The sequence below is a fragment of the Poseidonibacter parvus genome (assembly GCF_001956695.1).
Taxonomy (GTDB): Bacteria; Campylobacterota; Campylobacteria; order Campylobacterales; family Arcobacteraceae; genus Poseidonibacter; species Poseidonibacter parvus.
In genome coordinates this window covers 2,714,219-2,738,319 of record NZ_CP019070.1, presented here as the reverse complement: position 1 = coordinate 2,738,319, position 24,101 = coordinate 2,714,219, and the positions used below count along the sequence as shown (strand labels likewise).

Genomic DNA, 24,101 nt, shown 5'->3' with positions numbered 1-24,101 from the left:
ATGAGTGAAGAAATATTAATAATTATATCAATATCATTAATTATCTTTATTTCTCCACTAGTTGCTAGAACACTTAGACTTCCATCTATCACTGTTGAAATAATGCTAGGGGCACTTGCAGGTTACTTTGCATTTATTATGGATCATGCCATTTTAGACCTTGCTTCAAAACTAGGTTTTTTATATCTGATGTTTTTAGCAGGTCTTGAAATAGATTTAAAAAAGATTATAAATATCTCTCCTACAATATTGAAAAAATCCCTTATTTATAATGTCATTTTATTTTCATTATCCGCATTAATTACCTTTTATTTAGATGTTGGATATATATTTATTGTTATTTTGCCTTTAATTTCTATTGGATTATTAGCTGCTTTAAAAAAAGAGTATGGCGATGTTGAGTGGATTCGGCTTTCTATCTTAGTAGGTCTAATTGGTGAGATTGTATCAATCTTTGCATTAACTACAGTATCAGCTGGATTAGAGTTTGGAATGGGAGAGCAGTTTTATAGAACTATGTTCTTATTTGTAATGTTTTTAATTTCAATGATTATTATCTATAAAGTATTTCATAATCTTATTTGGTGGTTTCCTGAGATTAAAGCTTATTTAATGCCAGAAAAAGATCATCAAGAGCAAGATATAAGAATTTCAATGTCTATATTTTTCTTAATGATTGCAGTTATGATGTTGCTTAATTTAAAAGTTGCATTTGGAGCATTTATTGCAGGAATGTTTATTACAACATTCTTTGAAAAACATAACAAGCAGTTGCCGCATAAACTAGAAAGCTTTGGCTTTGGTTGGCTTGTTCCTATTTTCTTTATATCTGTAGGAGCATCTTTTGAGCTAAGTGCTTTAGTTCAAGATGGCTTACTTCAAAAAGCTTTATTAATAGTAGCTGCTATGATTTTTATTAGATTTGTGGCTTCAATGTTATTTATACAAGAAATGGGATGGAATAAGTTTTATATGATAGGACTTACACACTCAATGCCTATCACACTTTTAATAGCAGTAACAACTCTTGCTTATAACAATCATACGATTGATCAAGAATATTACTATGCGTTTATTTTAGCAGCAATATTAGAAGTATTAATAGTAATGATTCTAATAAAGTTTTTTGCTAATTTAATTAGTAGAAGAGAAAATAGTAATTAAACCATCTTTATAATCAACATTATAAGTTGATGGTTTATTTTCTAAAAGAATTACAACTCTATAGAAGTTCTCTTTTTTATGATTACCTACAGCAATTTTTTTAAAGTTTGTTGACTCTAATGTATCTCTTTTTGTATAAAAATTCTTTTTAGCTTTATAATCTATAATGATTTTATTCTCTTTTTCAAGAGTGAATTTTTTTGATACAGCATCTTTTGTATGAATAGTAATTTGAGAATCATTATATTCTACTTTAATAAAATCTAAAAGCATTTTTGTTTTCATTTTTGCTTTAATTACTTCTTCATCATCAATAATATCTGTTCTAGGTTTTACATAAACTACTTGTTTTGGTTCAACTACTTTTGTTTTTTCAAGCTCTTTTTCTACAAGTTTTTTTACTTTACTTTCTGATTGAACTTGTGCTTTTTTGATTAACTTTTTCACTTCTTTTTTCGTATAAGTTTTTTCAACTTTTAAAGCTGGTTTTAATTTCTTTACAGCTTCTTTAACTTTATTCTTATTTGCATCTTCTTTTGGTTTGTCAGAAACTTTTGACATTTTTTCTTGCATTTCTTTTATGTAAGCTTCTTCATTAATTGAATTTTGATCAATTTCATTTTGCTCAATAATTCTTGCTGCTTCTTCTTCATAAGCATTTGTTGCTTCAAATGGATTCTCTCTAGCATTTAAATTTAATGCTAAAACTAGTGTTAATGTAAATAAAAATAAAGTTTTCATTCTTCAGGCTCCAGATTTTTTAATTCAAAATATTCTTTTTGTAAATATGCATTATCTTCTTGAAGTCTTACAATCTCTTTTTCTAAATAAGTTTTCTTGTTTTTTAAAGAGTTGTAAACTTCTAAAGAACTTTTTCCAAAAAGCGTATTTGCTACGTGATAAGAAAGAAATATAGTAAGAGCAATAGAGGCTATTGCAATTGCTATAAATTTCTTGTAACTACGTAAAAAGTTTTTCATAAATACTTAATTATTTAGAAAAAGGTGTTTTCCCTAAATATTCTGCATAACCAATTTCTGCACCGATTTCTAATAATCTATTATATTTAGCGATTCTATCACTTCTAGCAGTTGAACCAGTTTTGATTTGACCACAATTTAATGCAACAGCAAAATCAGCAATAAATGCATCTTCACTCTCACCAGATCTATGTGACATTACACAATTATAATTGTTTCTTTGAGCTAATCTAATTGTTAACATAGTTTCAGAAACAGATCCAATTTGATTTGGTTTAATTAAAATTGAGTTTGCAATGTTTTTGTTAATACCTTCATTTAAAATTGAAGCATTTGTAACAAATAAATCATCACCAACTAATTGTACTTTGTCTCCTAGAACTTCTGTTAATACTTTCCATCCATCCCAATCATCTTCACTTAATCCATCTTCAATTGAAACGATTGGATATTTAGCACATAAATCAGCATAGTAATTTACAAGCTCTTCAGATGTTATTTCTCTGTTTTCTGATTTTAATACGTAAAGGCCTTTATCATTAATAAGTTCAGAAGCAGCAACATCAAGTGCTAATGCAATTTGTTCACCTGGAACATACCCAGCTTTTTCAATTGCTTTTACAATTACTTCTAAAGGCTCTTCGTTTGATTTTAAGTTTGGAGCAAATCCACCCTCATCACCAACAGCTGTACTTTCACCCATTTCATCAATTACTTTTTTTAAGTGCTGATAAATTTCTGCAGTTGCTCTTAAACCTTCGTTGAAGTTTTCAAAACCAACAGGCATAATCATATATTCTTGGAAATCAACAGAGTTGTTAGCATGCTCTCCACCGTTTATGATATTAAACATAGGAACAGGCATAGTCATTGCATTTGCACCACCTAAATATCTGTATAATGGAATATTTAAAGAAGCTGCTGCAGCACGTGCAACTGCCATAGATACACCTAAAACAGCGTTTGCTCCAAGTTTTGCATAGTTGTGTGTTCCATCAATATCTTTCATAGTTGCATCAACTTCAGCTTGGTTAAATGGACTTAATCCCATTAATTCATCAGCAATAAGAGTGTTTACATTTTCAACTGCTTTTAAAACGCCTTTACCTAAAAATCTATCATCACCATCTCTTAGTTCTAATGCTTCTCTTTTACCTGTACTTGCACCACTTGGTACGATAGCACTTTGTTTTGTACCATCACTTAAAACAACAGTAGCTCTAACTGTTGGGTTTCCTCTTGAATCTAATACTTCGTCTGCGTATACATTGTCAATAAATACCACGTAGTTCTCCTATATTCTTGTAATTTGAATGATTATATCTAAATTTTGATTTTGGTTTGCTTTGTTAAAAATAATTTTTATTAGTTATTAATAAGATGTGTAAGATAGAAATCAAAGAGAAATTTCTCTTTGATTTTGTAAAGTTTTGTTTCTAGAGTTTTTTAGTCTTCTTCGCTGTCTTTTGGATCTTTAATAGTTCCTTCAAGAATCTCATCATTTACACCCATAGCTGCTAAGATCTTGTTTTCAATCTCTTTTGCAATTTCTGGATTATCTCTTAGGAATACTTTAGAATTTTCTTTACCTTGACCAATTTTTGAATCACCATAAGAGAACCAAGCTCCGGCTTTATCAACAATATCAAGTTTAACACCATAATCAACAAGCTCACCCATTTTAGAAATACCCTCACCAAACATGATGTCAAATTCTGCTAGTTTAAATGGAGCTGCTACTTTATTTTTTACAACTTTTACTTTAACTCTATTTCCAATTGAATTATCACCTTGTTTAAGTGTTGCAATTCTTCTAATATCAAGTCTTACAGAAGAGTAGAATTTAAGTGCATTTCCACCAGTAGTTGTTTCAGGAGATCCGTATCCTGTCATACCGATTTTCATTCTAATTTGGTTAATAAAGATTACAGTACATTGCATTTTATTTAATAAACCAGTAATTTTTCTTAAAGCCTTAGACATAAGTCTAGCTTGAACACCAACTTGTTGATCATCCATATCTCCATCAATCTCAACTTTTGGAGTTAAAGCTGCAACTGAATCAATTACAACTAAATCAACAGCCCCAGATCTTATAACAGTTTCTAATATCTCTAAAGCTTGCTCACCAAAATCAGGTTGAGATACAAGTAAATTATCAATATCAACACCAAGATTTTTAGCATATGCAGTATCAAGTGCATGTTCTGCATCAATAAATGCACAAACACCACCAGCTTTTTGACATTCAGCAATTGCATGAAGTGTTAAAGTAGTTTTACCAGAAGATTCTGGTCCATAAATCTCAATAACTCTACCTTGTGGAAGACCACCAACACCTAAAGCTAAATCAAGACCTAAAGAACCAGTACTAATTGCTTCTGTTGGTATTACTTCTTTATCCCCAAGTCTAATTAAAGTACCTTTTCCGAATGCTTTATCTATTTGTTTTATTGCTAAGTCTAGTGATTTTTTTTGATTATCGTCCATTTTATTTCCTAATGTTTATTTCTATTCTTTTATTTATGTGAGAATTTTAGCAGATTTTTTTTAAAGTATGTAGTAATATTACATATTGTAAGATTTTTTATTTTTAAATTTTTACTTTTCTTGTTCTTCTGATATCTTTTCTACTGTTTCAATAGTTTTAATATGTGAATTTACTCTTTTTTTCATTGAAAATGATTTTATATGTTTTGCTAGTATTTTTGTGTATTTTTTGTAGTTTCTTGAGTCTTTTTCAAAAGTAGCTAGTTTTTGCTGGATTTTTATTATATCTTTTGGAATTGTATTATTTTGCATACTTTACCTTTTTATTTTTCATGAATATTATTACATATATTCTCTTAAAATAATTTTTAGGCAAAAAAAAACTCAAGTCCGAAGACTAGAGTTTTAGTAAAAAGTTTTGAAAAACTATTATTGTAATAATTTTAAAACATTTTGTTGAACAGAATTTGCTTGACTGATTGCATATGAACCCGCTTGCGAAATAATGTTTTGTTTGTTGAAGTTTGCAGATTCTGAAGCATAATCAACATCTCTAATAATAGATTCAGCTGCTTGTACGTTTGTAGACTGAGTCATTAAGTTTCTAACCGCTGATTCAACTTGGTTTTGAGTTGACCCGATGTCACCTCTATATCCATTCAGATCAGTAATAGCATTATCAACTACACCTTGGAATTTATCAGCCATATCTTTAGTTAATTCACCTGTACCTAAAGCTGCTAAAGAATTTAATAAATCTCCTCCAGTTACTGTACCAGCTGATTCAATATCTAATGTATTTCCATCAGTATCATCATTATTTGTTACTTTAACAGTTTGGTCAGATGTAATGCTGATGTCTTCTGCAGTTGCAGTAGTTATAGTCATTTTTGCAACATCTAAATCACCAAAATCTAAAGCAGTACCAGTAACAAATGCATATCCAGCATCTCTATCCCCAGTTAATCCAGTAACACTATTGTTAACCATTGCGTCTAATGCATCTGCAGTTGCATCATCTACATCTGTAATATTTAATGTTGCATCACTAGATATTGAGCCAATTTGACCACTTAATGAAACATCTATAGTTGTAGCAGCAGGAGTTGAAGCAGAATCTTCTCCATTTAAAGTTACTGCATTTGTACCATCACCTTTGAATTCCATAGTTGCTGCTTGACCAACAGTATTATTTTTTAAGTCATCACCTGAATCAGCATCAATTAATTTATCTGCTCCTCCACCAAGACCATAAGTATTAGATTGAATTGCAGTATTTGAAATGATATCATTTTTAGACTCACCAATTTGGAAACCTAATTCAGATGAAGCATTTGTACTTGTCGCTGTATCTTGAAGTAAAACATTACCATTATAGTTTGTCTGTTCAGCAATATTATCTAGTTGCTCAAGTAGTTTATTGATATCTTTTCTAATTGATTCTCTACCATCATCAGAAGTAGTATCAGTATTAGCTTGAATTAATTTAGCTTTAATAGTATCAAGAATTGTTGATTGCTCAGACATTGATTTATCAGCAATTTGAAGTAAAGTTACAGCTGAATTACCATTTGCAACACCTTGATCAATTGAAGTAGCTTGTGTTCTAAGTTTATCAGCAATTGCTAAACCAGAAGCATCATCAGACGCTTTGTTAATTTTAAGACCAGTAGAAAGTTTTTCTAATGAACTTGAAATGTTTTTACCTGTATTTGTAGCTGCTTCTTGAGCAGTAATTGATGAAACGTTAGTATTAATAATCATAATAAATCCTTTTTAGTTATGACGTCATTGTGAAATAAATCACACTTATCAACCTTCTTGTTTTACCAAGCATAGAAGAAAACAGAATTTTCTTCTTCGGAATCAATTGATACCTAATTTGTATATGAAGAATTATGACACACCAATTCTTAAAGTTAGATTAAATAGTCGTCTATATTTCCAATACTTAATAATTTATATTTAATATCATAATCTTTATATTCTTGAATTAGTTTTTGAGATTTTAATAAAAGCTCATTATAGTTTAATCTTTTTTTTTGAAGTTTTACTTCACAAATTAGCATTTTTTTTTCAAGACTGTTTATTGCAACTATATCAATTTCATTTTGATGATTCCTTTCCCAGTATGAACCAATAGTTGTATATTTCTCTTCTTTCTTTAAAAGTTCGATAAATAGTTTTTCTAAAAACTTACCTTTAAAAGTACTTATATCCCTATTTATTATCTCTTTTAGTTTAGTAAAGTTTTCTGCTTCTATTAGAGATTGGTTTTTATAAATAAATCTAAACCAAAAGCTAAGGAAATTATCTACAATTTCATATTTTTGTGTTTTAGAGTTTACCTTTGCATTGATGGGTTTGATGGACTTGATAACATTATAGTCATTTTCAAGTCGTGTAAGATGACCTGAAATATTTCTTTCGAGTATTGATTCTATTTCACTTCTTGAAGTTTTTGAAGAAGCAATAAGAGAAAGAATTGAAAAATATGTGCCATAATCTTTACCAAATTCTTCGATTAGTCTATTCTTACCTTCTTCTAAAAATATGGAATTAGGATTGATTATAGTCTCAATCATTTTTTCTAAAGTAAAACTGTCATTAAGAATAAAAAGTTCAATATACTTTGCCATACCACCTGTTAAGACATAAAAATCTAATAGGTTTTCTTTTGAGTAACTTTTATTGTCTTGAAGTATTTCTTTTAAAACTGGTATTTTAAAAGGTTTTAAATCAATTTTAAAATCACATCTTCCAAAAAGTGCTTCTTTTTTGTCTTCAAATATTTTTTTCATCAAAGAGTAAATCGAACCACAAGCTATAAAATGAATATTTGTTTTATCTTTATTTAAATCCCATAGTTTTTGAATAGAAGAATATATAGAAGGATTGATTTTTAAGAATTCTTGAAATTCATCAATTACTAAGTTAAAAGACTTAGTTTTACCTAGTTCGATTATATATTCGAATAAAGTTTCAAATTTTGTAATTTTCCCAAAAATTTTTGTTTCAAGTTTATCTTCTATTTCATCTATAAATTCTTCACAAAGAAGTTGTTCACTTTTCTTAGATATAAAAAAATAAAGAGTTTGTTCTTTTGAATAGTTTTGTAAAGCAAGAGTAGTTTTACCAACTCTTCTTCTTCCTATAAGTAAGGTCATTATTGATTTTTTTGATTTAAGTTTATCTGCTTTTATCAGTAAATCTAATTCGTTTTCTCTATTATAAAATTTCATTATGATAACCTCCATTATGATAACCTGTATTATTATAATGGAATTAAGCTAAAAATTCTTATTAATTAATACTTCTTTTTAATATCACACCAGTTTCAATATGATGTGTATAAGCAAACTGATCAAATAGTGCGAAGTTTATGATTTTATGTGTTTTTGTTAACTCTTCTAAATCTCTATGTAAAGTTTCTGGATTACATGAAACATATATGATTTGATCAAAGTTTTTAACCAATGCTCTTGTCGTATCATCAAGTCCAGCTCTAGGAGGATCTACAAAAATAGAATCAAAATCATAAGCTTTTAAATCTACATCTTTAAGTCTTGAGAATACTCTTTTTTCTTCTAAAGCTTCTACAAACTCTTCTGCGCTCATTCTTATAAACTCAATTTTAGTATTGTTATTTAACTCACAATTTGTTTTTGCTGATTTGATTGATGTTTTTGATATTTCAGTTGCTAGAACTTTTCTAAACTTACTTGAAAGTGGGATTGTGAAGTTTCCACCACCACAGTAAAGTTCACAAAGATCTTCTCTTGAGTCTTTGATATTATTTAAAACCCATTCAATCATTCCTATATTTACTTTTGAGTTTGGTTGTGTAAATCCACCTTCTATATATCTGAAGTTATAGTTTGTATTATTGATGTTTAGTTTTTCATCTATATAATCATTTTCTAGAATTACTTTTTGTTTTCGTGAACGACCGATTATTTTGATATTAAACTTATTTGATAATTCTAATGCTAGAGTATTCCAATCCTCTTCAAGTTTTCTATGATAGATTAAAGTTACTAACATATCGCCTGTTGTTGAGTTTAAAAACTCTATTGCAAATAGTTTAAATGAAAGTATTTTATTTTTTTGTATCTCTTCTAATAATTTTGGCATTAAGTTTGCAATATCAAGGCTTACTATTTGGCATGAGTTTATTTCTAATACATTCTTTTCAACACTTGTCATTGCATAAGATAGTGTTGCATTATCGTTTTCATCAAAGTTTTTCCAGATTTTAAATTCAGCTCTATTTCTGAAGTTTTGCTCATCACTTTTAATAATGTCAAAATCAATATCTTTTAAGTCTGTAAAATTTGAGAAACGTTCTTTTTCTCTTTGTATTTTAAAATCCAATTGGCCTTCATATCCAATATCATGTATTGTACACGAGCCACATTTGCCAAAATATTCGCAATTCATCAACTATCCTTAGTTATTTAATGCGATATTATATTCAATTGATTATAATACGCACATGAAAGAAAATTGGCAAGAACAACTACACAGCTTATTAAACTGTGATTTAAAAGAATTATATCCGCTAGCAAGAAGTTTAAACAGAAAGCTAGAGTTTTATGTAGGACCTACAAACTCAGGTAAAACATATAATGCAATGCAAAAATTAAAAGTTGCAAACTCTGGACTTTATCTAGCACCTTTAAGACTTTTAGCCCTTGAAGGTTATGAAGACTTAAAAAAAGAAAACATAGATGCTTCACTTATAACAGGTGAAGAACAGATGTTAAATGAAGATGCAGCTCATGTATGTTCAACAATTGAAATGATTGATTATGACTTAGATGTTGATGTAGCTGTTATTGATGAAGTTCAAATGTTAGGAGATATTGACAGAGGTTGGGCTTGGGTTAATGCAATTATTGGTTGTCCTGCTAAAAAAGTGATTATGACAGGAAGTGTAAATGCTCTTGAAGCTATTAAAAAAATAGCTACTTATTTAGGCGAAGAGCTTGAAGTAGTAAGACACAAAAGAAAAACTGAACTTAAAGTAAATGAAAAATACACTTCTTTAGATAATTTAAAAGAAGGAACTGCTCTTATTGCTTTTTCTCGTGCTGATGTTTTAAAACTTCGTCATAGACTAAAAAAGAATTATACAGTTTCTGTAATATATGGAAACCTTTCACCTGAAGTTAGACGTGATGAAGCGCGAAAATTTAGAGAAAAGAAAAGCCAGATTTTAATAGCAACAGATGCAATTGCAATGGGTTTAAATCTTCCCATTCAAACAATACTTTTTACAACTGATACAAAGTTTGATGGAGTATCAAGAAGAAAAATAAATGTAAATGAAATAGTTCAGATAGCTGGTCGTGCAGGAAGATATGGACACTTTGAAGCAGGATTTTTAGGTGCAACAAGAAGAGATATTTTAAAGCATATAAGCGAAGAATTCAAACAACCAGTGCGAACTATAAAACCACCTTTTAGAGTTAAGATAAATGCTTCCCAGCTTGAAAGTCTAGCTTCTCATATAAAAACAAATTCACTTACAAAAGTATTAAAATACTTTGCTGATAATATGTATTTTAGTGGACCTTTTGTAGCTGCTAATATTTCCTCAATGATAACAGCTTCGAAAATTGTAGATACAAGATTTAATTTAAAACTAGAAGATAAGTATTTACTAGCACAAGCGCCAATTACTACAAAATCACCAATTATTTTGCAAGCTTATGAAGCATATATAGCAGCTGTTGTAAAGCAAAAAGTTTGTAATTATAAACCTTCTATTACTCTGCCTAAAAAAGCAATAACTCAAAAAGATTTGCTTTTAGTTGAAGATGAAGTTAAAAAAATATCACTTTATTTATGGTTATCTTACAAGCTTCCAGAAATTTTCCCTGACCATGATAAGGCTTATATTTTAAGAAATACCTTTAACTCTTTTATTGAAAATTCGCTAAAAGGTAAAATTATTCAAGTAGATGATCCAAGACGTGGAAACTTTAAAAGAAGAGATAATAACGAACGTCCAAGAAGAAATGATGAAAAAGAGTTTGATAAAAAATTAAGACCAAGACGAGCTAGAAGTGAGTTTAAACCAAGAAGAAGAAAGCGTGATTAATTCACGCAAAATATTTTAATAAAAAATTAGCTAAAATATAACCAATACTGCAAACTAATCTGAAACAAGGGAAAATATTTATGTTTAATCTATTTAAAAATAGTACTTATGAATCATTTCAGAAAGAACTATTTAGCGATAATATAAATTTAAATAAAATCCAAAAAAGTATAGACAAGGGTATTGATATAAATACCCTTGATGAAAATGGTAGAACTGTACTTTTTTCACTTTGTGCTAAAAAGAAACTTGATGCAATAAAAATATTAATCAAAAATAAAATAGATTTATATATAGAAGATAAATACGGAAGAACAGTCTTAGGCGAAGCTGTAAGTAAATCTGATGGTGTTATGATTAGATTTCTTCTTGAAAATGGTTTTGATATAAACCATAAAAATTCTAGTAATAGAACAATTTTGCAAGATGTGGCTTTAGAAGGAAACTTTAAAATATTTTCAATTTTGATGTCTTATCATCCAAATTATGATGATATTGATTCTTATGGAAGAACAGTATTATTTGATGCAGTTGAAGGTGGAAGTGTCTTAATTGTAAAAGAGCTTGTTAATAATATGCAAAATATTGACGTTAAAGATGAAAATAATGAAACAGCACTATTTAATGCAGTTTTAAAAGATAATCCTAAAATCGCGCAAACTTTAATATTATTTGGAGTAAATCTAGATATCTTAGATAGTCACGGAAGAAATGTTTTATATAATACTGTGCTTTTAGGTACAGAAAATATAGAAACATTAAAATTAATGATTGATAAAAAAATAAATATTAATCAAGTAGATATTAATGGTGAAAATATCTTAGATGAACTACTTTATATTTTAGACTTGCAATTACTTAAGCCAAAAAAAATACTTCAACTTGAAGGAAATTATTCTCTAATAAAAAAAGATACTAATTATTTAGATTTAGCTCGTATTTTAATTGAAAATGGTCTAGATATAAATAAAATGGATGAATATGGAATTACAAGTTTAAGTAAAGAAGTTGAAAAGAAAAAGTATGAGCATGTTGAGTTTTTGATTAATTGTGGTGCTGATATCAATAACAAAAATATAAATGGAAAAATATTACTTTTTAATGAAGTAATGAAAGGCAACTCAAACTATAAAATGATTAAATTTTTAGTTGAGCACGGAGCTGATATAGAATCAAGAGATGGTGAAGAAAAAACTATTATTGATGACTTAGTTGAAATTATGTTAATTCATAAAGGTTTTAAAGAACAAGACTTTGAGAAGTACCCAAATATCTACGAAGAAGAAAACTATGATTTACTTTTTAAAAAAATGCTTACTTTTAGACCAGATTTAGATAGAACAAGATCAGATGGAAGAAATATTCTTTTTGATGTAATTACATATAACGATTTTGATACGATTAGATTACTTTTTAACTATGGAATAAATCCAAATATTATTGATAATGAAGGGAATACACCTTTATCTATTTTAGTAGATGAAGGTCTTAAAATTGAGGATACTAAGCAAAGAGAGCTATTTTTAGAACGTTTAGTTTTTTTATTAAAATTTAGAGTAAATGTAGATATTCAAGATAAAAAAGGTTACACAGTTTTTCACAAAAGTGTAATAGCAGATGATTTAACTGTTGTTGAAAAACTACTTACAAAAAAAGCAGATTTAAGTTTAAAAGATAAACAAGGAAGAACAGCTCTTCATCATACACAATGGAATGGTAATCATAAAATTGCAAGATGGCTAATTGCAGCTGGTGCTGATATCAATCAAGCTGATAACTCTGGGTTTACACTTTTAAATTATGCAGCAATATTTGGACATATTGATTTAGTTGTAACACTCATAAAGTCGGGTGTTTTAATGTATAATAAAAACAAAAAAAACAAAAAAGTTGGATTGTTTTTAAAAGAAAAACAAAATAATCTTGATAACTTACTAATAAATAATATTATTGATGATAAAATGCAAAATGCATTTAAAGAAATAATAGAAAATACAAAAAAAGAAATAGCAGAAGCAATACAAGGATAAAAATGAATAACAAGTCAATAATTATATTAGCAGCAGGTGCAGGTACAAGAATGAAATCAACAACACCAAAGGTTTTACATAAAATCTCTGGTAAAGCAATGTTATATTATTCAATCAAAGAAGCTTTAAAATTAAGTGATGATATTACAGTTGTACTATTTCATCAAGCACAACGTGTTAAAGAAGAAATGCAAAAGCATTTTTCAAATATTAATTATGTTATTCAAGACCATGAAAATTATCCTGGAACTGGTGGCGCTGTTATGGGTATTACACCAAAATATGAAGAAGTTTTAGTTTTAAATGGTGATATGCCTTTAATCCAAAGTGAAGAGCTTAAAAAATTTGATATTGATGCAACTATTGTTATGTCAGTACTTGAATTAGAATCTGCAGATGGATATGGTAGAGTTATTGTTGAAAATGGAGCTGTTAAAAAAATTGTTGAACAAAAAGATGCAAATGAATCTGAGTTAGCAGTTACTACTGCAAATGCAGGGATTTATCAGTTTAATACGAAGTTTTTACTAGATAACCTTCCAAAACTTTCAAATGACAATGCTCAATCTGAGTATTATATAACTGATTTAATTGAAATAGCAATTAAGCAAGGTAAGGTTTTAAAACCACTTGCTGTTAGTGAGGAAAATTTTAAAGGAGTTAATTCTAAAGTTGAGCTAGCTGATGCTGAAGTAATACATCAAAATAGAATTAAAAATGAGTTTTTAAAGCAGGGTGTTATTATGAGATTACCTGATACTATTTATATAGAAGAAGGTGTTGAAATTGAAGGTGAATCTATTTTAGAAAATGGAGTTACTTTACTTGGAAATGCAAAGATTATAAACTCACATATAAAAACAAACTCTATAGTTGAAGACTCAGTACTTAAAGATTCAGATATAGGACCAATGGCAAGAGTACGACCAGGATCAGAGCTAAATGAAACACACTTAGGAAACTTTGTAGAGACTAAAAAAGCCTTATTAACAGGTGTAAAAGCTGGACATTTAACTTACCTTGGAGATTGTGAAATTGATGAAGGTACAAATATAGGTTGTGGAACAATTACTTGTAATTATGATGGGATTAATAAATACAAAACAATAATAGGTAAAAATGTATTTGTAGGTTCTGATACACAATTTATTGCACCTGTAACTATTGAAGATAATACTATGATTGGAGCAGGAAGTACAGTAACTTCAGATGTAAAAGAAGGCGAGTTATATACAAGTCGTGCGAAAAAAAGAGTTGTTTCTGGATATTATGATAAGCACTTTTCTTCTAAAAAGAAATAAAAATTTTAAAACTAAAGATTTGATATGCTATTAAAAGATAAAAAAATACTTGTTGGTGTTACAGGCTCAATTGCAATATATAAGAGTTTAGATCTTATACGATTATATATAAAAGCAGGTGCAAAAGTACGAGTTATTATGACAGAAGGTGCTAAGAAATTTATTAGTCCTTTAACTTTTGAAGCAATATCACAAAGTAAAGTATTAGATGAAACAAGTGAAAACTGGGATAAAAACCAAGACTATAATCATATTGATATAGGTAAATGGTCAGATATTTTTGTAATCGCACCAAGTTCTGCTAATACAATCAATAAATTATCAAATGGTTTAGCTGATAATTTATTACTTCAAACTGCACTTGCTTATCCTAGAGTTAAACTTCTAGCACCTGCTGCAAATACTATGATGCTAAGAAATCCAATTACTCAAGCTAGTTTAAAAATGCTAAAACTTTGTAATTTTGAAATCATTTCTTCGCAAACGAAAGAGCTTGTCTGTAAAGATGTAGGCGATGGTGCAATGGCAGAACCTCTTGATATTTTTAATGCAACTGCAAGAGAACTTTTAAAAGAGGAATATTGGGTAAATAGAAAAGTAGTATTAAGTGGTGGTGGAACTGTAGAAAAAATTGATGAAGTTAGATATATTTCAAACTTTTCATCAGGTAAAATGGCAGCTTCGATGGCTAAAGCTTTATATTTTAAAGGTGCTGATGTTTGTTTAGTAAGTACTAGAGGATATGAGGATATTCCAAAAGGTGTTCATTTAATTCCTGTTCAAAGTTCAGAAGAAATGAGTAAATATTTAGTTGATGCAATAAGAGTTGCAAAAAAAGGAACTCTAAGTAAAGCTACTTTAATGGATGATTCAAGACCTGAGTTAATTCAAAAGCGAGCATTTTTATTTATGATTGCAGCTGTTAGTGATTATATTCCATCATTTCCTCAAAATGGAAAGTTAAAAAAAGACACAATAGGTGAAACATGGAATTTAGAATTAAAACAGAATATGGATATTCTAAGTTCTTTAAATAAAAATGATTTAATTACTATTGGTTTTAAAGCGGAGATGGATAAAAAAAGTGCAAAACAAGCAGCTTTTTCGATGTTAGAAAAAAAGAATCTTGATGCAGTTTGCTTAAATATTTTAAATGATTCCCAAAGTTTTGGTTCTAATGATAATGAAATAGAATTAATATTAGAAGAAAAATCACATGAATTTAAAGGTAGTAAATTAGATATTTCTTTAGATATTTTGACTACATTAGAAAATGAGTTTGAAAAATATGCCTAGTAATAATGTTCCATCACATATAGCCATGATTATGGATGGAAATGGTAGATGGGCAAAAGAGAGAAATTTAAAACGAACAGCAGGTCATAGTGCTGGAGCAGAAGTAGTACGAAAAATAACTGAACATTGTGGAAAGATAGGTGTAAAGTATTTAACTTTATATGCATTTTCAACTGAGAATTGGCAAAGACCAAAATTAGAAGTAGAATTTTTAATGAAGCTTCTTGAAAAATATCTAAAACAAGAATTAAGTATATATCTTGAAAATGATATTAAATTAAAAACTATTGGAGATATTTCTAAGTTTTCTAAGTCCTTACAAAAAACTATAAAAGAAACAGAAGAAAAAACTGCAAATGGAAAAAAATTAACACAAGTACTAGCTTTAAATTATGGTTCAAAAGATGAAATAGTTCGAGCAGTAAAAAAAATAAATGAAAAAAATCTAGAAGTAAATGAAAAAAATATAGAAGCCAATCTTGATACAGCAGGTATGCCTGATGTTGATATTATGATTCGAACAAGTGGAGAAGTAAGGCTTTCAAATTATCTTCTATGGCAAAATGCTTACGCTGAAATGTTTTTTACTCCAACTTATTGGCCTGATTTTAATGAAAATGAGCTTGATGATATAATAAGTGATTTTAATAGTAGAGATAGACGATTTGGAGCTGTTTAGTTTTATATTTGGGCTTGTTATAGGATCTTTTTTAAATGTTCTTATATTAAGACTTCCTTTAAATAAATCTGTTGTAACTCCTAGAAGTTCTTGTCCTAGCTGTAATCATACAATTTCTTGGTATTATAATATTCCTATTTTTTCTTTTCTTTATCTAAAAGCAAAATGTGCATATTGTAAAGAAAAAATCTCATGGCAATATTTTATTGTTGAATTACTTTCTGGAATACTTACATTAGCTTTATTTTTAAAACTTGGTCTTTCAATGCAGTTTTTGTATATGAGTTTACTGGTTTACGTTTGTATTACTTTGTCTTTTATAGATTTTAAATATAAAGCAGTTCCAGATTATTTACTTTTAATAGTATTTATTCTTTCTTTTCTTGCTACTTCAACTCCTCTTTTTGAAGCATTTAAAAATGCTTTTTTATTTTCTGGAGCTTTTGTTTTATTGAATTTTATAATCACTTTTTATATACAAAATATAAAAGCAAGAATTTTAAAAGATGAGAATTTAAAAACTGCTGAAGCATTAGGTGAGGGCGATATTCCAATTATTGCAGCAATTGCAGTTATTTTAGGAATAAAAGCTGCAATGATAGCTGTATTTTTAGCAGCAATTTTTGCTATAATACCATCAATTTATTCTAACATCGTAAAAAAAGATATTCAAACTCCTTTTATTCCTTATTTAATTTTAGGAATGTTAAGTGTATATTTCTTTGATTTAGAAAATATTTTAAAGGTACTTTTTTGAAATTAAAACAATATTTATATTCACAATTAGCAATTACATTTTTCCCAATATTTTTAGGATTATACTTTATTACATCTATAGTATTTCTTGTAAAAATTGCTTCTTTAACATCAATTATTACAATTAACTTTTTTGAATTATTCACGCTATATGCTTATGTGATTCCTCAAATTATATTTTATACAATGCCTATTTCTTTTTTTATTTCCCTTGTAATAACACTTTCAAAACTTGCAAGTGAATATGAACTTACAGTTATTACGTCTTTTGGTTTAAATCCTGTAAAAATACTAAAGATATTTTTACCTTTAACTCTTGTTTTATCTACTGCACTTTTAGTTATTTCAGTTGGTTTAATTCCTAAAACAAAGTTTTTAACAAAGCAATTTATAGATGCAAAAACAAAGGAAGCAAATTTTAATATAAAAGCATCTGAGTTTGGGCAGAAATTTGGTGATTGGTTAATTTATATCAAAAATAAAGAAGATAAAGTATACAACGAGATAAAACTCTTTAAAACTGAAAATGGAAAAGAACAATTTATTCTAAGTAAAACAGCAATTTTAGACAATGATAAAGGAAATCTAAGCTTTAGGCTAAATGATGGTAAAGCTTTTTTTGTAGATGGTTCAGAAGTTAATCAAATAGATTTTAAATCTATGCATATAAATGATTCAATTACTGGAAGTAAATTAGGTATTTTTACTACAACTTATGAATATTGGAAGAGTAATATAGCCAAAGGAAAAGATATTGATGATTTAAGTTTTTTCGTTTTAACTTCGCTATTTCCTGTTTTATCACTTTTTCTTGTTATAACTTTTGGATATTTTAATCCAAGATATGAAAAAAATCGTGCAGTTACTTACTCTTTAATTTCTATAGTTTTATATTATGTACTAATCAAAGCTATTGGGGATTCATTACTTTTACATGCCTTATATTTGATTCCTGCAATATGGTTAGTAGCAACTTATCTTCTTTATACAAAAACTGTTAAAAAAGAATACTAAGTATTTTTTATGAATGTTAAATTTGTTATTTCTTATGATGGGTCTTTATATAAAGGCTCTCAAAAGCAACCTAATAAACAAACAATAGAAGACAAACTTCTTCAAAGTTTTAAAAGAATAAATATTGAAACTAAAATAATTCTAAGTGGAAGAACAGATAAAGATGTTCATGCAAGTGGACAAGTTTTTAACTGCCAAATCCCAGATTTTTGGACAAATTTTTCAAAATTAAAAGATACTTTAAATCAACAACTTCCCTTATCTATTAGAATACATAATATTAAAAAAGTAAAAGATGATTTTCATTCAAGATTTCATGCAAAAAAAAGAGTGTATAGATATTTTATAACTACAAAAGATATCACAGCTTTTAATAATAAGTTTATAACACAAGCAAAAAATATTGATGAAGTAAAAATAAAAGAAGCTATAAAAGAGTTTATTGGTGTTCATGACTTTGAATACTTTCATAAGCAAGGAAGTGATAAAGAAATTACAGTAAGAGAAATATATGATACAAGATTTTATAAGTACAAAGATATTTATGTATTTAAATTTACGGCAAATTCTTATTTAAGATCTCAAATTAGATTAATGGTTGGTTTTTTATTGAAAATATCAGAAGGAAAACTTGAGATAAAAGATTTAAAAGCTCAATTAGCAAAAGAAAAAAACATTCATAGGCTTCCTGCTCTTGCTAATGGTTTATATTTGGCGAAAGTGATTTACTAATATGTTTTTTAAAAAAAAGAAATTTTATACATTATTAGATATACGAAAACAAATTGTATATACTCCTTTGATTTTTGTAATTTTATTAGCTGTTGTTTCTTCTATAGTCTTATATTTTTTCCTGACATACCAAGAAAACAATAAAGTTAAACTTCTTATTCAAAGTGATAACTTTTATAAGACAGATGAGCTTAAAAATTATATTAGTAATATAAAATACAATACAAGTGCAAATTTTGATGATTTAGAAATAGAATTAAGTAATAGTGTTTATGAGTTAAATGGATATATCAAGTCCTCATTATTTGATAACAAAAACTTAGATTTAGTAAAATTTGAGAGATATATAGATGAACTTGAAAATAATCGTGATATAAAGTTTTTACTATTTGATACAAATAATTATAATATTTTACATGGTGATCTATTAATTGAGAACTTAGCGAAACTTACAAACTCTAAAATTAAAACAGATAAGTTCATAAAACACATGCTTGAAAATATCAAATACATGGGTGATAATAATCTAATGTATTGGATAGATAATACAAAAGAAAATATTCAACTAAGTTACTTTAAATATGTAAAAGGGAAAGAGCTTTTCTTAGGAGCTTTTTCAAAAGTTGATGATATGAATCTTTTAACTAGAAAAGTAATATTAGAAACAATTGCTGCAAAAAGTAAAAATATAAACAATGCATATTTTTGTTTTTATGATAAAAATAAAGCTACAGTTTTCAACTATTATGGAAAATCTCAAGAAATAAATACTAGTGAAATTAAAGACTTTAGTAAGATAAAAAATAAAAGCTTGTCTCATAGCTTTTCTAAATATCAATATGAAATATTTATAAAAGAGACATTTTTAGAAGATGAGGTTAGAAGAATAAAAGGTGACTACGAATACAAAATAATTATGAGTTTTCTAACTATTATTTTTGTTGCACTTCTTTTAATTACAACTTCAAATATTTTTGGTAGATTTATTAATACTATTTTTAATAGATACAACAAAAGAATAGAGACAAAGAATGCTTTATATAAAAAATGGAAAGAGAGATATGAGTTAGCAATTATTGCTTCAAATGATGGTTTATGGGATATAAACCTTGAAACAAATGAAATATTTTTCTCCAATAAATGGCTTGATATGTTTGGCTATAAAAGAGATGATATAAATAACTTCGAGCAGTGGTTAAACTTAATTCATAAAGATGATAAAGAAAAAGTATTAAAAAGATACAAAGCTCATTTAGAATCTAAAAGTGAACATTTTTCTTGTGAATATAGATTAAAATCAAAATCAAATCAATACAAATGGATGTTAGTTAGAGGAAAAGCTTTTAAAAAAGGCAAGTCTAATAGAATGCTAATGATGTCAATGGATATTGATAATAGAATGAAGCTTACAAAAGAGTTGCGTAATGTTGAACTTCTTACAGAGTTTGGAAGAATTGTAATTTTCAGGTGGCTTAATGATGAAGATTTAACAGTTAAATTTGTTTCAAAAAGTATTGAAACATACGGATATAAAACAACAGATTTTTTAAGTAATGATGTTAAGTATTTTGAGTTAGTTTATAAAGATGATATTGATAATTTAAAGAAAGTTATAAAAACTGCAATTGAAAATGATGCAAGTTCTTTTACAAACATTCATAGAGTTGTTGAGAATTCAGGAAATATTAAATGGGTATACAATAGAAGTATCTTAGTAAAAGATGACCATGGCAATGTAATTGGTTTATATGGCTATTTAAATGATATTAATGAAATGAAATTAAATGAAGAAGAATTAAAACAAAAAGTTGAACTAGAAGTAGAAAAGAATATTAAAAAAGATAGATTACTTGTACAACAAAATAAGTTAGCATCAATGGGTGAAATGCTTGGGAATATTTCACATCAATGGAGACAACCTCTTAATAATATTAATTTACTACTATATTTTATTAGAGATAATTTTGATAAGTTTTCAAAAGAAGAAATGCATGATTCTATAAAAAGTGCAAAAGTACAAATAGATTATATGTCACAAACAATTGATGATTTCAGAAATTTTTATCAGCCAACAAAAGATAAAAAATATTTTGATATAAAAGATTCAATCAAGAAAAGCTCAAAAATTATACAAGCTTTATTTGAAAGAAATAATATAAATTTAGAAATTATTGGAAGTGATGTAAAGATTAATTCTTATGAAAATGAGTTTGAACAAGTAATAGTAAATATTTTAAATAATGCAAGTGATGCAAAGCTAATAAAAGCAAAAACAATAAAATTTGATGCAAAGGTATTAATCAATATTAGTAAAGATGATGAAGACATAACAATTTCAATTTTTAATAATTGTGGTAATGTTGATGATACAATTCTTGATAAAATGTTTGAACCTTATTTTACTACAAAGTTTGAAAACCAAGGTACTGGAATTGGACTTTATATGACAAAAACAATTATAGAAAAAAACATGAATGGAACAATTGATGCAATTAATAAAGATGATGGGGTAGAGTTTATAATCAAATTAAAGTGTTAATTTAACTTTAGCTATAATCTTAGTAATTTATAATAATGGAAGAAGAAAATGAGTAATTTGACAACAAGAGTACTTTTAGTTGAAGATGAAGATGTTGCAAGAAAAACCCTTGCTTTTTATTTAAATACAATTTTTGATGAAGTAGTATTAGCTTGTGATGGACAAGAAGGTTTTTCAATTTTAAAAGATAATGTTGAAAATAATAAAACTTTTGATTTAGTTTTAACAGACTTAAATATGCCAAATGTTGATGGTATGGGAATGATTGATTTAATTAGAGAGCTTATTCCAAATCAAAGATTTATAATTGTAAGTGCCCATAAAAATGAAGAAGATTTATTAAAATTAATTAACCTAAGAGTTTTAGGATATTTCTTAAAACCTCTAAATATTGATAATATGATGGAAATGCTACAAAAAGCAAAAGAAGAAGTATTAGAAGATAAAAAAGAAACTCTTACAAATGAAAATTTTGTAACACTAAATAAAACTTATACTTATGATTTATCAAGTGATAAGCTTTATAATCATGAGACGATTGTAAAACTTTCAAAAAAGGAATCAGATATCTTACAAGTACTTATAAAATCACTTGGAGAGGTTATATCTGTTGAGAAGTTTAAAGAAGCTGTTTGGAATGATATAGATACGAATGACTCTGCTTTTAGAACTGTAATGAAAAGATTAAAAGATAAAATTATTGATGATGATTTTATTGTATCTCATAAAGGTTATGGATATATAATCGAAAAACTTTTTGTAAAATAGAAATTATTAATAAGAAGTAAAAAGGGGAAAGAGTTAAACTCTTTCCCCTTTTTTTATTTTCTTTATAATGTTACTTCAGAAGGTGATGTACTTTCAGCTTTCTGTTTTGCTTTTTGGAAAATGTAAATTAATCCAAATATAGCTAAACCTATCGCGTACGATAAGTAATGACTTGGTAAGCTAAAGTAAGATTCCATAATCTTTGGTAAGAACATAAATGGAACTACAGCTAAGAATATAAATCTTTCAAATATATTTGTTTTTACAACAAAATATCCTTGAGTAAAACAAGAAAAGGCTACCATTCCTATAAACGCAGTTGTAAATATAACTAATATTTCAACAGGATTTGTAATCCAAATCCATCCTTGTGGATTTGCAGGATTTAGCTCATCAACTCCAGAAATCAGTAATAACTCTGGATTAAAGAAGAACATAAATGGTAAAATCGCTGTTCTAATATCGTATTTAAATCCTTGAATACCTGTTTTAATAGGATCAGCTTTTGCAATACCAGCAGCAGCGTAAGCTGCAAGTCCAACAGGTGGGGTATCATCGGCTAAAATACCAAAGTAAAATACAAATAAATGCGCTGCAATTGCTGGAATAAAGTATCCATTATCAGCTGCAAGAATTAAAATTACAGGTGCTGTTAATGAAGCCATTACAATATAGTTTGCAGTTGTTGGTAATCCCATTCCTAGAATTAAAGATACAAATGCTGCAAGGAATAATATAATAAAGATATTTCCACCAGATAACTCTTCAATTACTTCAAGTAATACTTGACCTAATCCAGTTAATGTAATAGATCCAACTACAATACCTGCTAAGGCAGTTGCAATTGCAATAGGAACCATATTTTTAGCACCACTTATCATTCCTGCTAAAATATCAACAAAACCACTAAGCATTACATCTCTTGTAATTTTCTCTTTTGCAAGGAAGGCTCTAAATGGATGTTGTACTACCATTAAAAGCATAAGTAACATAATTGCATTAAATGCTGCACTTGCCGCACTTTCTCTTAATACCATTAGTGTATACATTAAGAAGAATATAGGAATTAAATAGTGAATACCTGTAATAAATGTCTTCCATTTTGGTGGAATATCTTCATCATTCATTCCTTTAAGACCAAGTTTAAGTGCTTCTAAATGAACAATATAAAACAGTGCAAAATAAGAAACAAAAGCAGGAATAAATGCTGCAACAATAACATCTGTATAAGCCATTCCTAAAAACTCTGCAATAATAAAAGCAGCAGCACCCATAACAGGAGGCATAAGTTGTCCATTTGTTGAAGATGCAACTTCAACTGCACCTGCTTGTTCTGGCCTGAATCCTGCTTTTTTCATAAGTGGAATTGTAAAAGTTCCTGTTGTTACTGTATTTGCAATTGATGAACCTGAAATAATTCCAGTAAATCCAGATGCAACAACAGATGCTTTTGCAGGACCACCTCTATATTTACCAAGCATTGCAAATGCTAGATTGATAAAGTACTCACCAGCTCCTGCTTTATCAAGTAATGAACCAAATAAAACAAATAGGAATACAAAACCAGCAGATACACCTAATGGAACACCAAAGATACCTTCAGTTGTTAAGAACATATGACCTGCAAGTTTATTTAAACTTGCACCCTTATGAATAATAAGTTCAGGCATATAAGGTCCAAGTACATCGTAAGATAAGAATACTATAGCAATAATACTAAGTGCAAAACCTAATACTCTTCTTCCTGCTTCAAGTAAGATAACAATACCAACAAGAGCTACAATAATATCTAAGGCTATATAATCTCCAGGTCTTTGTGATATTTCTTCATAAAATACTGCAATATATGATGCAGTTCCTACTCCAATAGCAGCGAGCGTAAATCCAAACCATCTAATCTTTTGTAAAAAATATGTTTTTTTAAACATTGGGTAAATTAAGAATGCTAATAAAATACCAAATGATAAGTGTATTGATCTTGTAATTGTAGAGTTAATTGGTTCTACAACTATATATAGTTGAAATAATGACCATAAAAGTGAAATTCCTGATATTAACCAGAATTCATAGTGCTGTGCTCCAAAGACTCTTTGTCCTTCAAGTTCATTTACAACAGCTTCACTTTCTCGGGCTTGTTCTTCTTCTAATTCACTAAGCTTGTGAGCTTTCTCTTCATAAAGAGCCATAGTAAATCCTTTCAGTATTTATAATTTGATATTTGTCATACTTCATTTAAAGAAATTTAA

20 protein-coding genes are annotated in these 24,101 nt (G+C 27.8%); 11 read left to right on the top strand and 9 right to left on the bottom strand.

The features are described 5' to 3' along the window. Positions 1-1,164: a cation:proton antiporter gene (locus LPB137_RS13310; protein WP_076088883.1), complete on the top strand. Its 1,164-nt coding sequence runs from the start codon at positions 1-3 to the stop codon at positions 1,162-1,164. Here the strand turns inward: LPB137_RS13310 and LPB137_RS13305 are convergent. The 8 genes from LPB137_RS13305 to trmA all read right to left on the bottom strand — a co-directional run bounded on the left by LPB137_RS13305 (position 1,135) and on the right by trmA (position 9,074). Beyond that, entirely contained in the window at positions 1,135-1,905 is a 771-nt protein-coding gene (locus LPB137_RS13305; protein ID WP_076088881.1) for an AMIN domain-containing protein, read from the bottom strand. The genes LPB137_RS13310 and LPB137_RS13305 overlap by 30 nt on opposite strands. Further along, positions 1,902-2,144, bottom strand: a complete 243-nt coding sequence (locus LPB137_RS13300; RefSeq protein WP_076088879.1) for a septum formation initiator — start codon at positions 2,142-2,144, stop codon at positions 1,902-1,904. The genes LPB137_RS13305 and LPB137_RS13300 overlap by 4 nt, the downstream gene beginning before the upstream one ends. 10 nt (positions 2,145-2,154) lie before the next feature. Continuing rightward, positions 2,155-3,429, bottom strand: coding sequence for a phosphopyruvate hydratase (gene eno / locus LPB137_RS13295; RefSeq protein WP_076088877.1), 1,275 nt, complete (start codon positions 3,427-3,429; stop codon positions 2,155-2,157). 161 nt (positions 3,430-3,590) lie between these two features. Next, positions 3,591-4,634, bottom strand: a complete 1,044-nt coding sequence (recA, locus tag LPB137_RS13290; RefSeq protein ID WP_076088875.1) for a recombinase RecA — start codon at positions 4,632-4,634, stop codon at positions 3,591-3,593. A 111-nt stretch (positions 4,635-4,745) separates the two neighbouring features. Then, positions 4,746-4,946: a hypothetical protein gene (locus LPB137_RS13285; protein WP_076088873.1), complete on the bottom strand. Its 201-nt coding sequence runs from the start codon at positions 4,944-4,946 to the stop codon at positions 4,746-4,748. 117 nt (positions 4,947-5,063) lie between these two features. Next, positions 5,064-6,398: a flagellin N-terminal helical domain-containing protein gene (locus LPB137_RS14685; protein WP_076088871.1), complete on the bottom strand. Its 1,335-nt coding sequence runs from the start codon at positions 6,396-6,398 to the stop codon at positions 5,064-5,066. Between the two features lie 155 nt (positions 6,399-6,553). Continuing rightward, positions 6,554-7,876 (bottom strand): ATP-binding protein, encoded by a 1,323-nt coding sequence (locus LPB137_RS13275; RefSeq protein WP_076088869.1) that lies wholly within the window; start codon positions 7,874-7,876, stop codon positions 6,554-6,556. Between the two features lie 61 nt (positions 7,877-7,937). After that, positions 7,938-9,074: a tRNA (uridine(54)-C5)-methyltransferase TrmA gene (gene trmA / locus LPB137_RS13270; RefSeq protein WP_076088867.1), complete on the bottom strand. Its 1,137-nt coding sequence runs from the start codon at positions 9,072-9,074 to the stop codon at positions 7,938-7,940. Between the two features lie 55 nt (positions 9,075-9,129). Between trmA and LPB137_RS13265 the strand changes: the two genes are divergently transcribed. From LPB137_RS13265 to LPB137_RS13220, 10 genes are all read left to right on the top strand, one after another. Beyond that, on the top strand, positions 9,130-10,740 hold the full coding sequence (locus LPB137_RS13265; protein ID WP_076088865.1) for a helicase-related protein: 1,611 nt from the start codon (positions 9,130-9,132) through the stop codon (positions 10,738-10,740). Between the two features lie 80 nt (positions 10,741-10,820). Next, positions 10,821-12,770 (top strand): ankyrin repeat domain-containing protein, encoded by a 1,950-nt coding sequence (locus LPB137_RS13260; RefSeq protein WP_076088863.1) that lies wholly within the window; start codon positions 10,821-10,823, stop codon positions 12,768-12,770. Positions 12,771-12,772: 2 nt separating this feature from the next. Continuing rightward, on the top strand, positions 12,773-14,071 hold the full coding sequence (glmU, locus tag LPB137_RS13255; RefSeq protein WP_076088861.1) for a bifunctional UDP-N-acetylglucosamine diphosphorylase/glucosamine-1-phosphate N-acetyltransferase GlmU: 1,299 nt from the start codon (positions 12,773-12,775) through the stop codon (positions 14,069-14,071). A gap of 24 nt (positions 14,072-14,095) precedes the next feature. Further along, the gene (gene coaBC / locus LPB137_RS13250; protein WP_076088859.1) at positions 14,096-15,367 is read left to right on the top strand and encodes a bifunctional phosphopantothenoylcysteine decarboxylase/phosphopantothenate--cysteine ligase CoaBC; all 1,272 of its coding nucleotides are present in this window, start codon (positions 14,096-14,098) and stop codon (positions 15,365-15,367) included. Then, positions 15,360-16,046, top strand: a complete 687-nt coding sequence (locus LPB137_RS13245; protein WP_172802487.1) for a di-trans,poly-cis-decaprenylcistransferase — start codon at positions 15,360-15,362, stop codon at positions 16,044-16,046. The genes coaBC and LPB137_RS13245 overlap by 8 nt, the downstream gene beginning before the upstream one ends. Continuing rightward, on the top strand, positions 16,006-16,803 hold the full coding sequence (locus tag LPB137_RS13240; RefSeq protein WP_228144674.1) for a prepilin peptidase: 798 nt from the start codon (positions 16,006-16,008) through the stop codon (positions 16,801-16,803). Before LPB137_RS13245 ends, LPB137_RS13240 begins: the two co-directional genes overlap by 41 nt. After that, positions 16,800-17,816 carry an LptF/LptG family permease gene (locus LPB137_RS13235; RefSeq protein ID WP_076088853.1) on the top strand — a complete coding sequence of 339 codons (1,017 nt, stop codon included), beginning with the start codon at positions 16,800-16,802 and terminating at the stop codon, positions 17,814-17,816. The genes LPB137_RS13240 and LPB137_RS13235 overlap by 4 nt, the downstream gene beginning before the upstream one ends. Positions 17,817-17,825: 9 nt before the next feature. Next, a complete protein-coding gene (gene truA / locus LPB137_RS13230) occupies positions 17,826-18,548 on the top strand; it encodes a tRNA pseudouridine(38-40) synthase TruA (protein ID WP_076088851.1) in 723 nt (240 codons plus the stop codon). Position 18,549: 1 nt separating this feature from the next. Further along, entirely contained in the window at positions 18,550-21,087 is a 2,538-nt protein-coding gene (locus LPB137_RS13225) for a PAS domain-containing protein (RefSeq protein ID WP_076088849.1), read from the top strand. Positions 21,088-21,135: 48 nt separating this feature from the next. Beyond that, positions 21,136-21,855 carry a response regulator transcription factor gene (locus LPB137_RS13220; RefSeq protein WP_076088847.1) on the top strand — a complete coding sequence of 240 codons (720 nt, stop codon included), beginning with the start codon at positions 21,136-21,138 and terminating at the stop codon, positions 21,853-21,855. Between the two features lie 62 nt (positions 21,856-21,917). Here LPB137_RS13220 and LPB137_RS13215 read toward each other — a convergent pair whose 3' ends face one another. Next, positions 21,918-24,041, bottom strand: a complete 2,124-nt coding sequence (locus LPB137_RS13215) for a TRAP transporter permease (protein ID WP_076088845.1) — start codon at positions 24,039-24,041, stop codon at positions 21,918-21,920. Between the last annotated feature and the right edge of the window lie 60 nt (positions 24,042-24,101).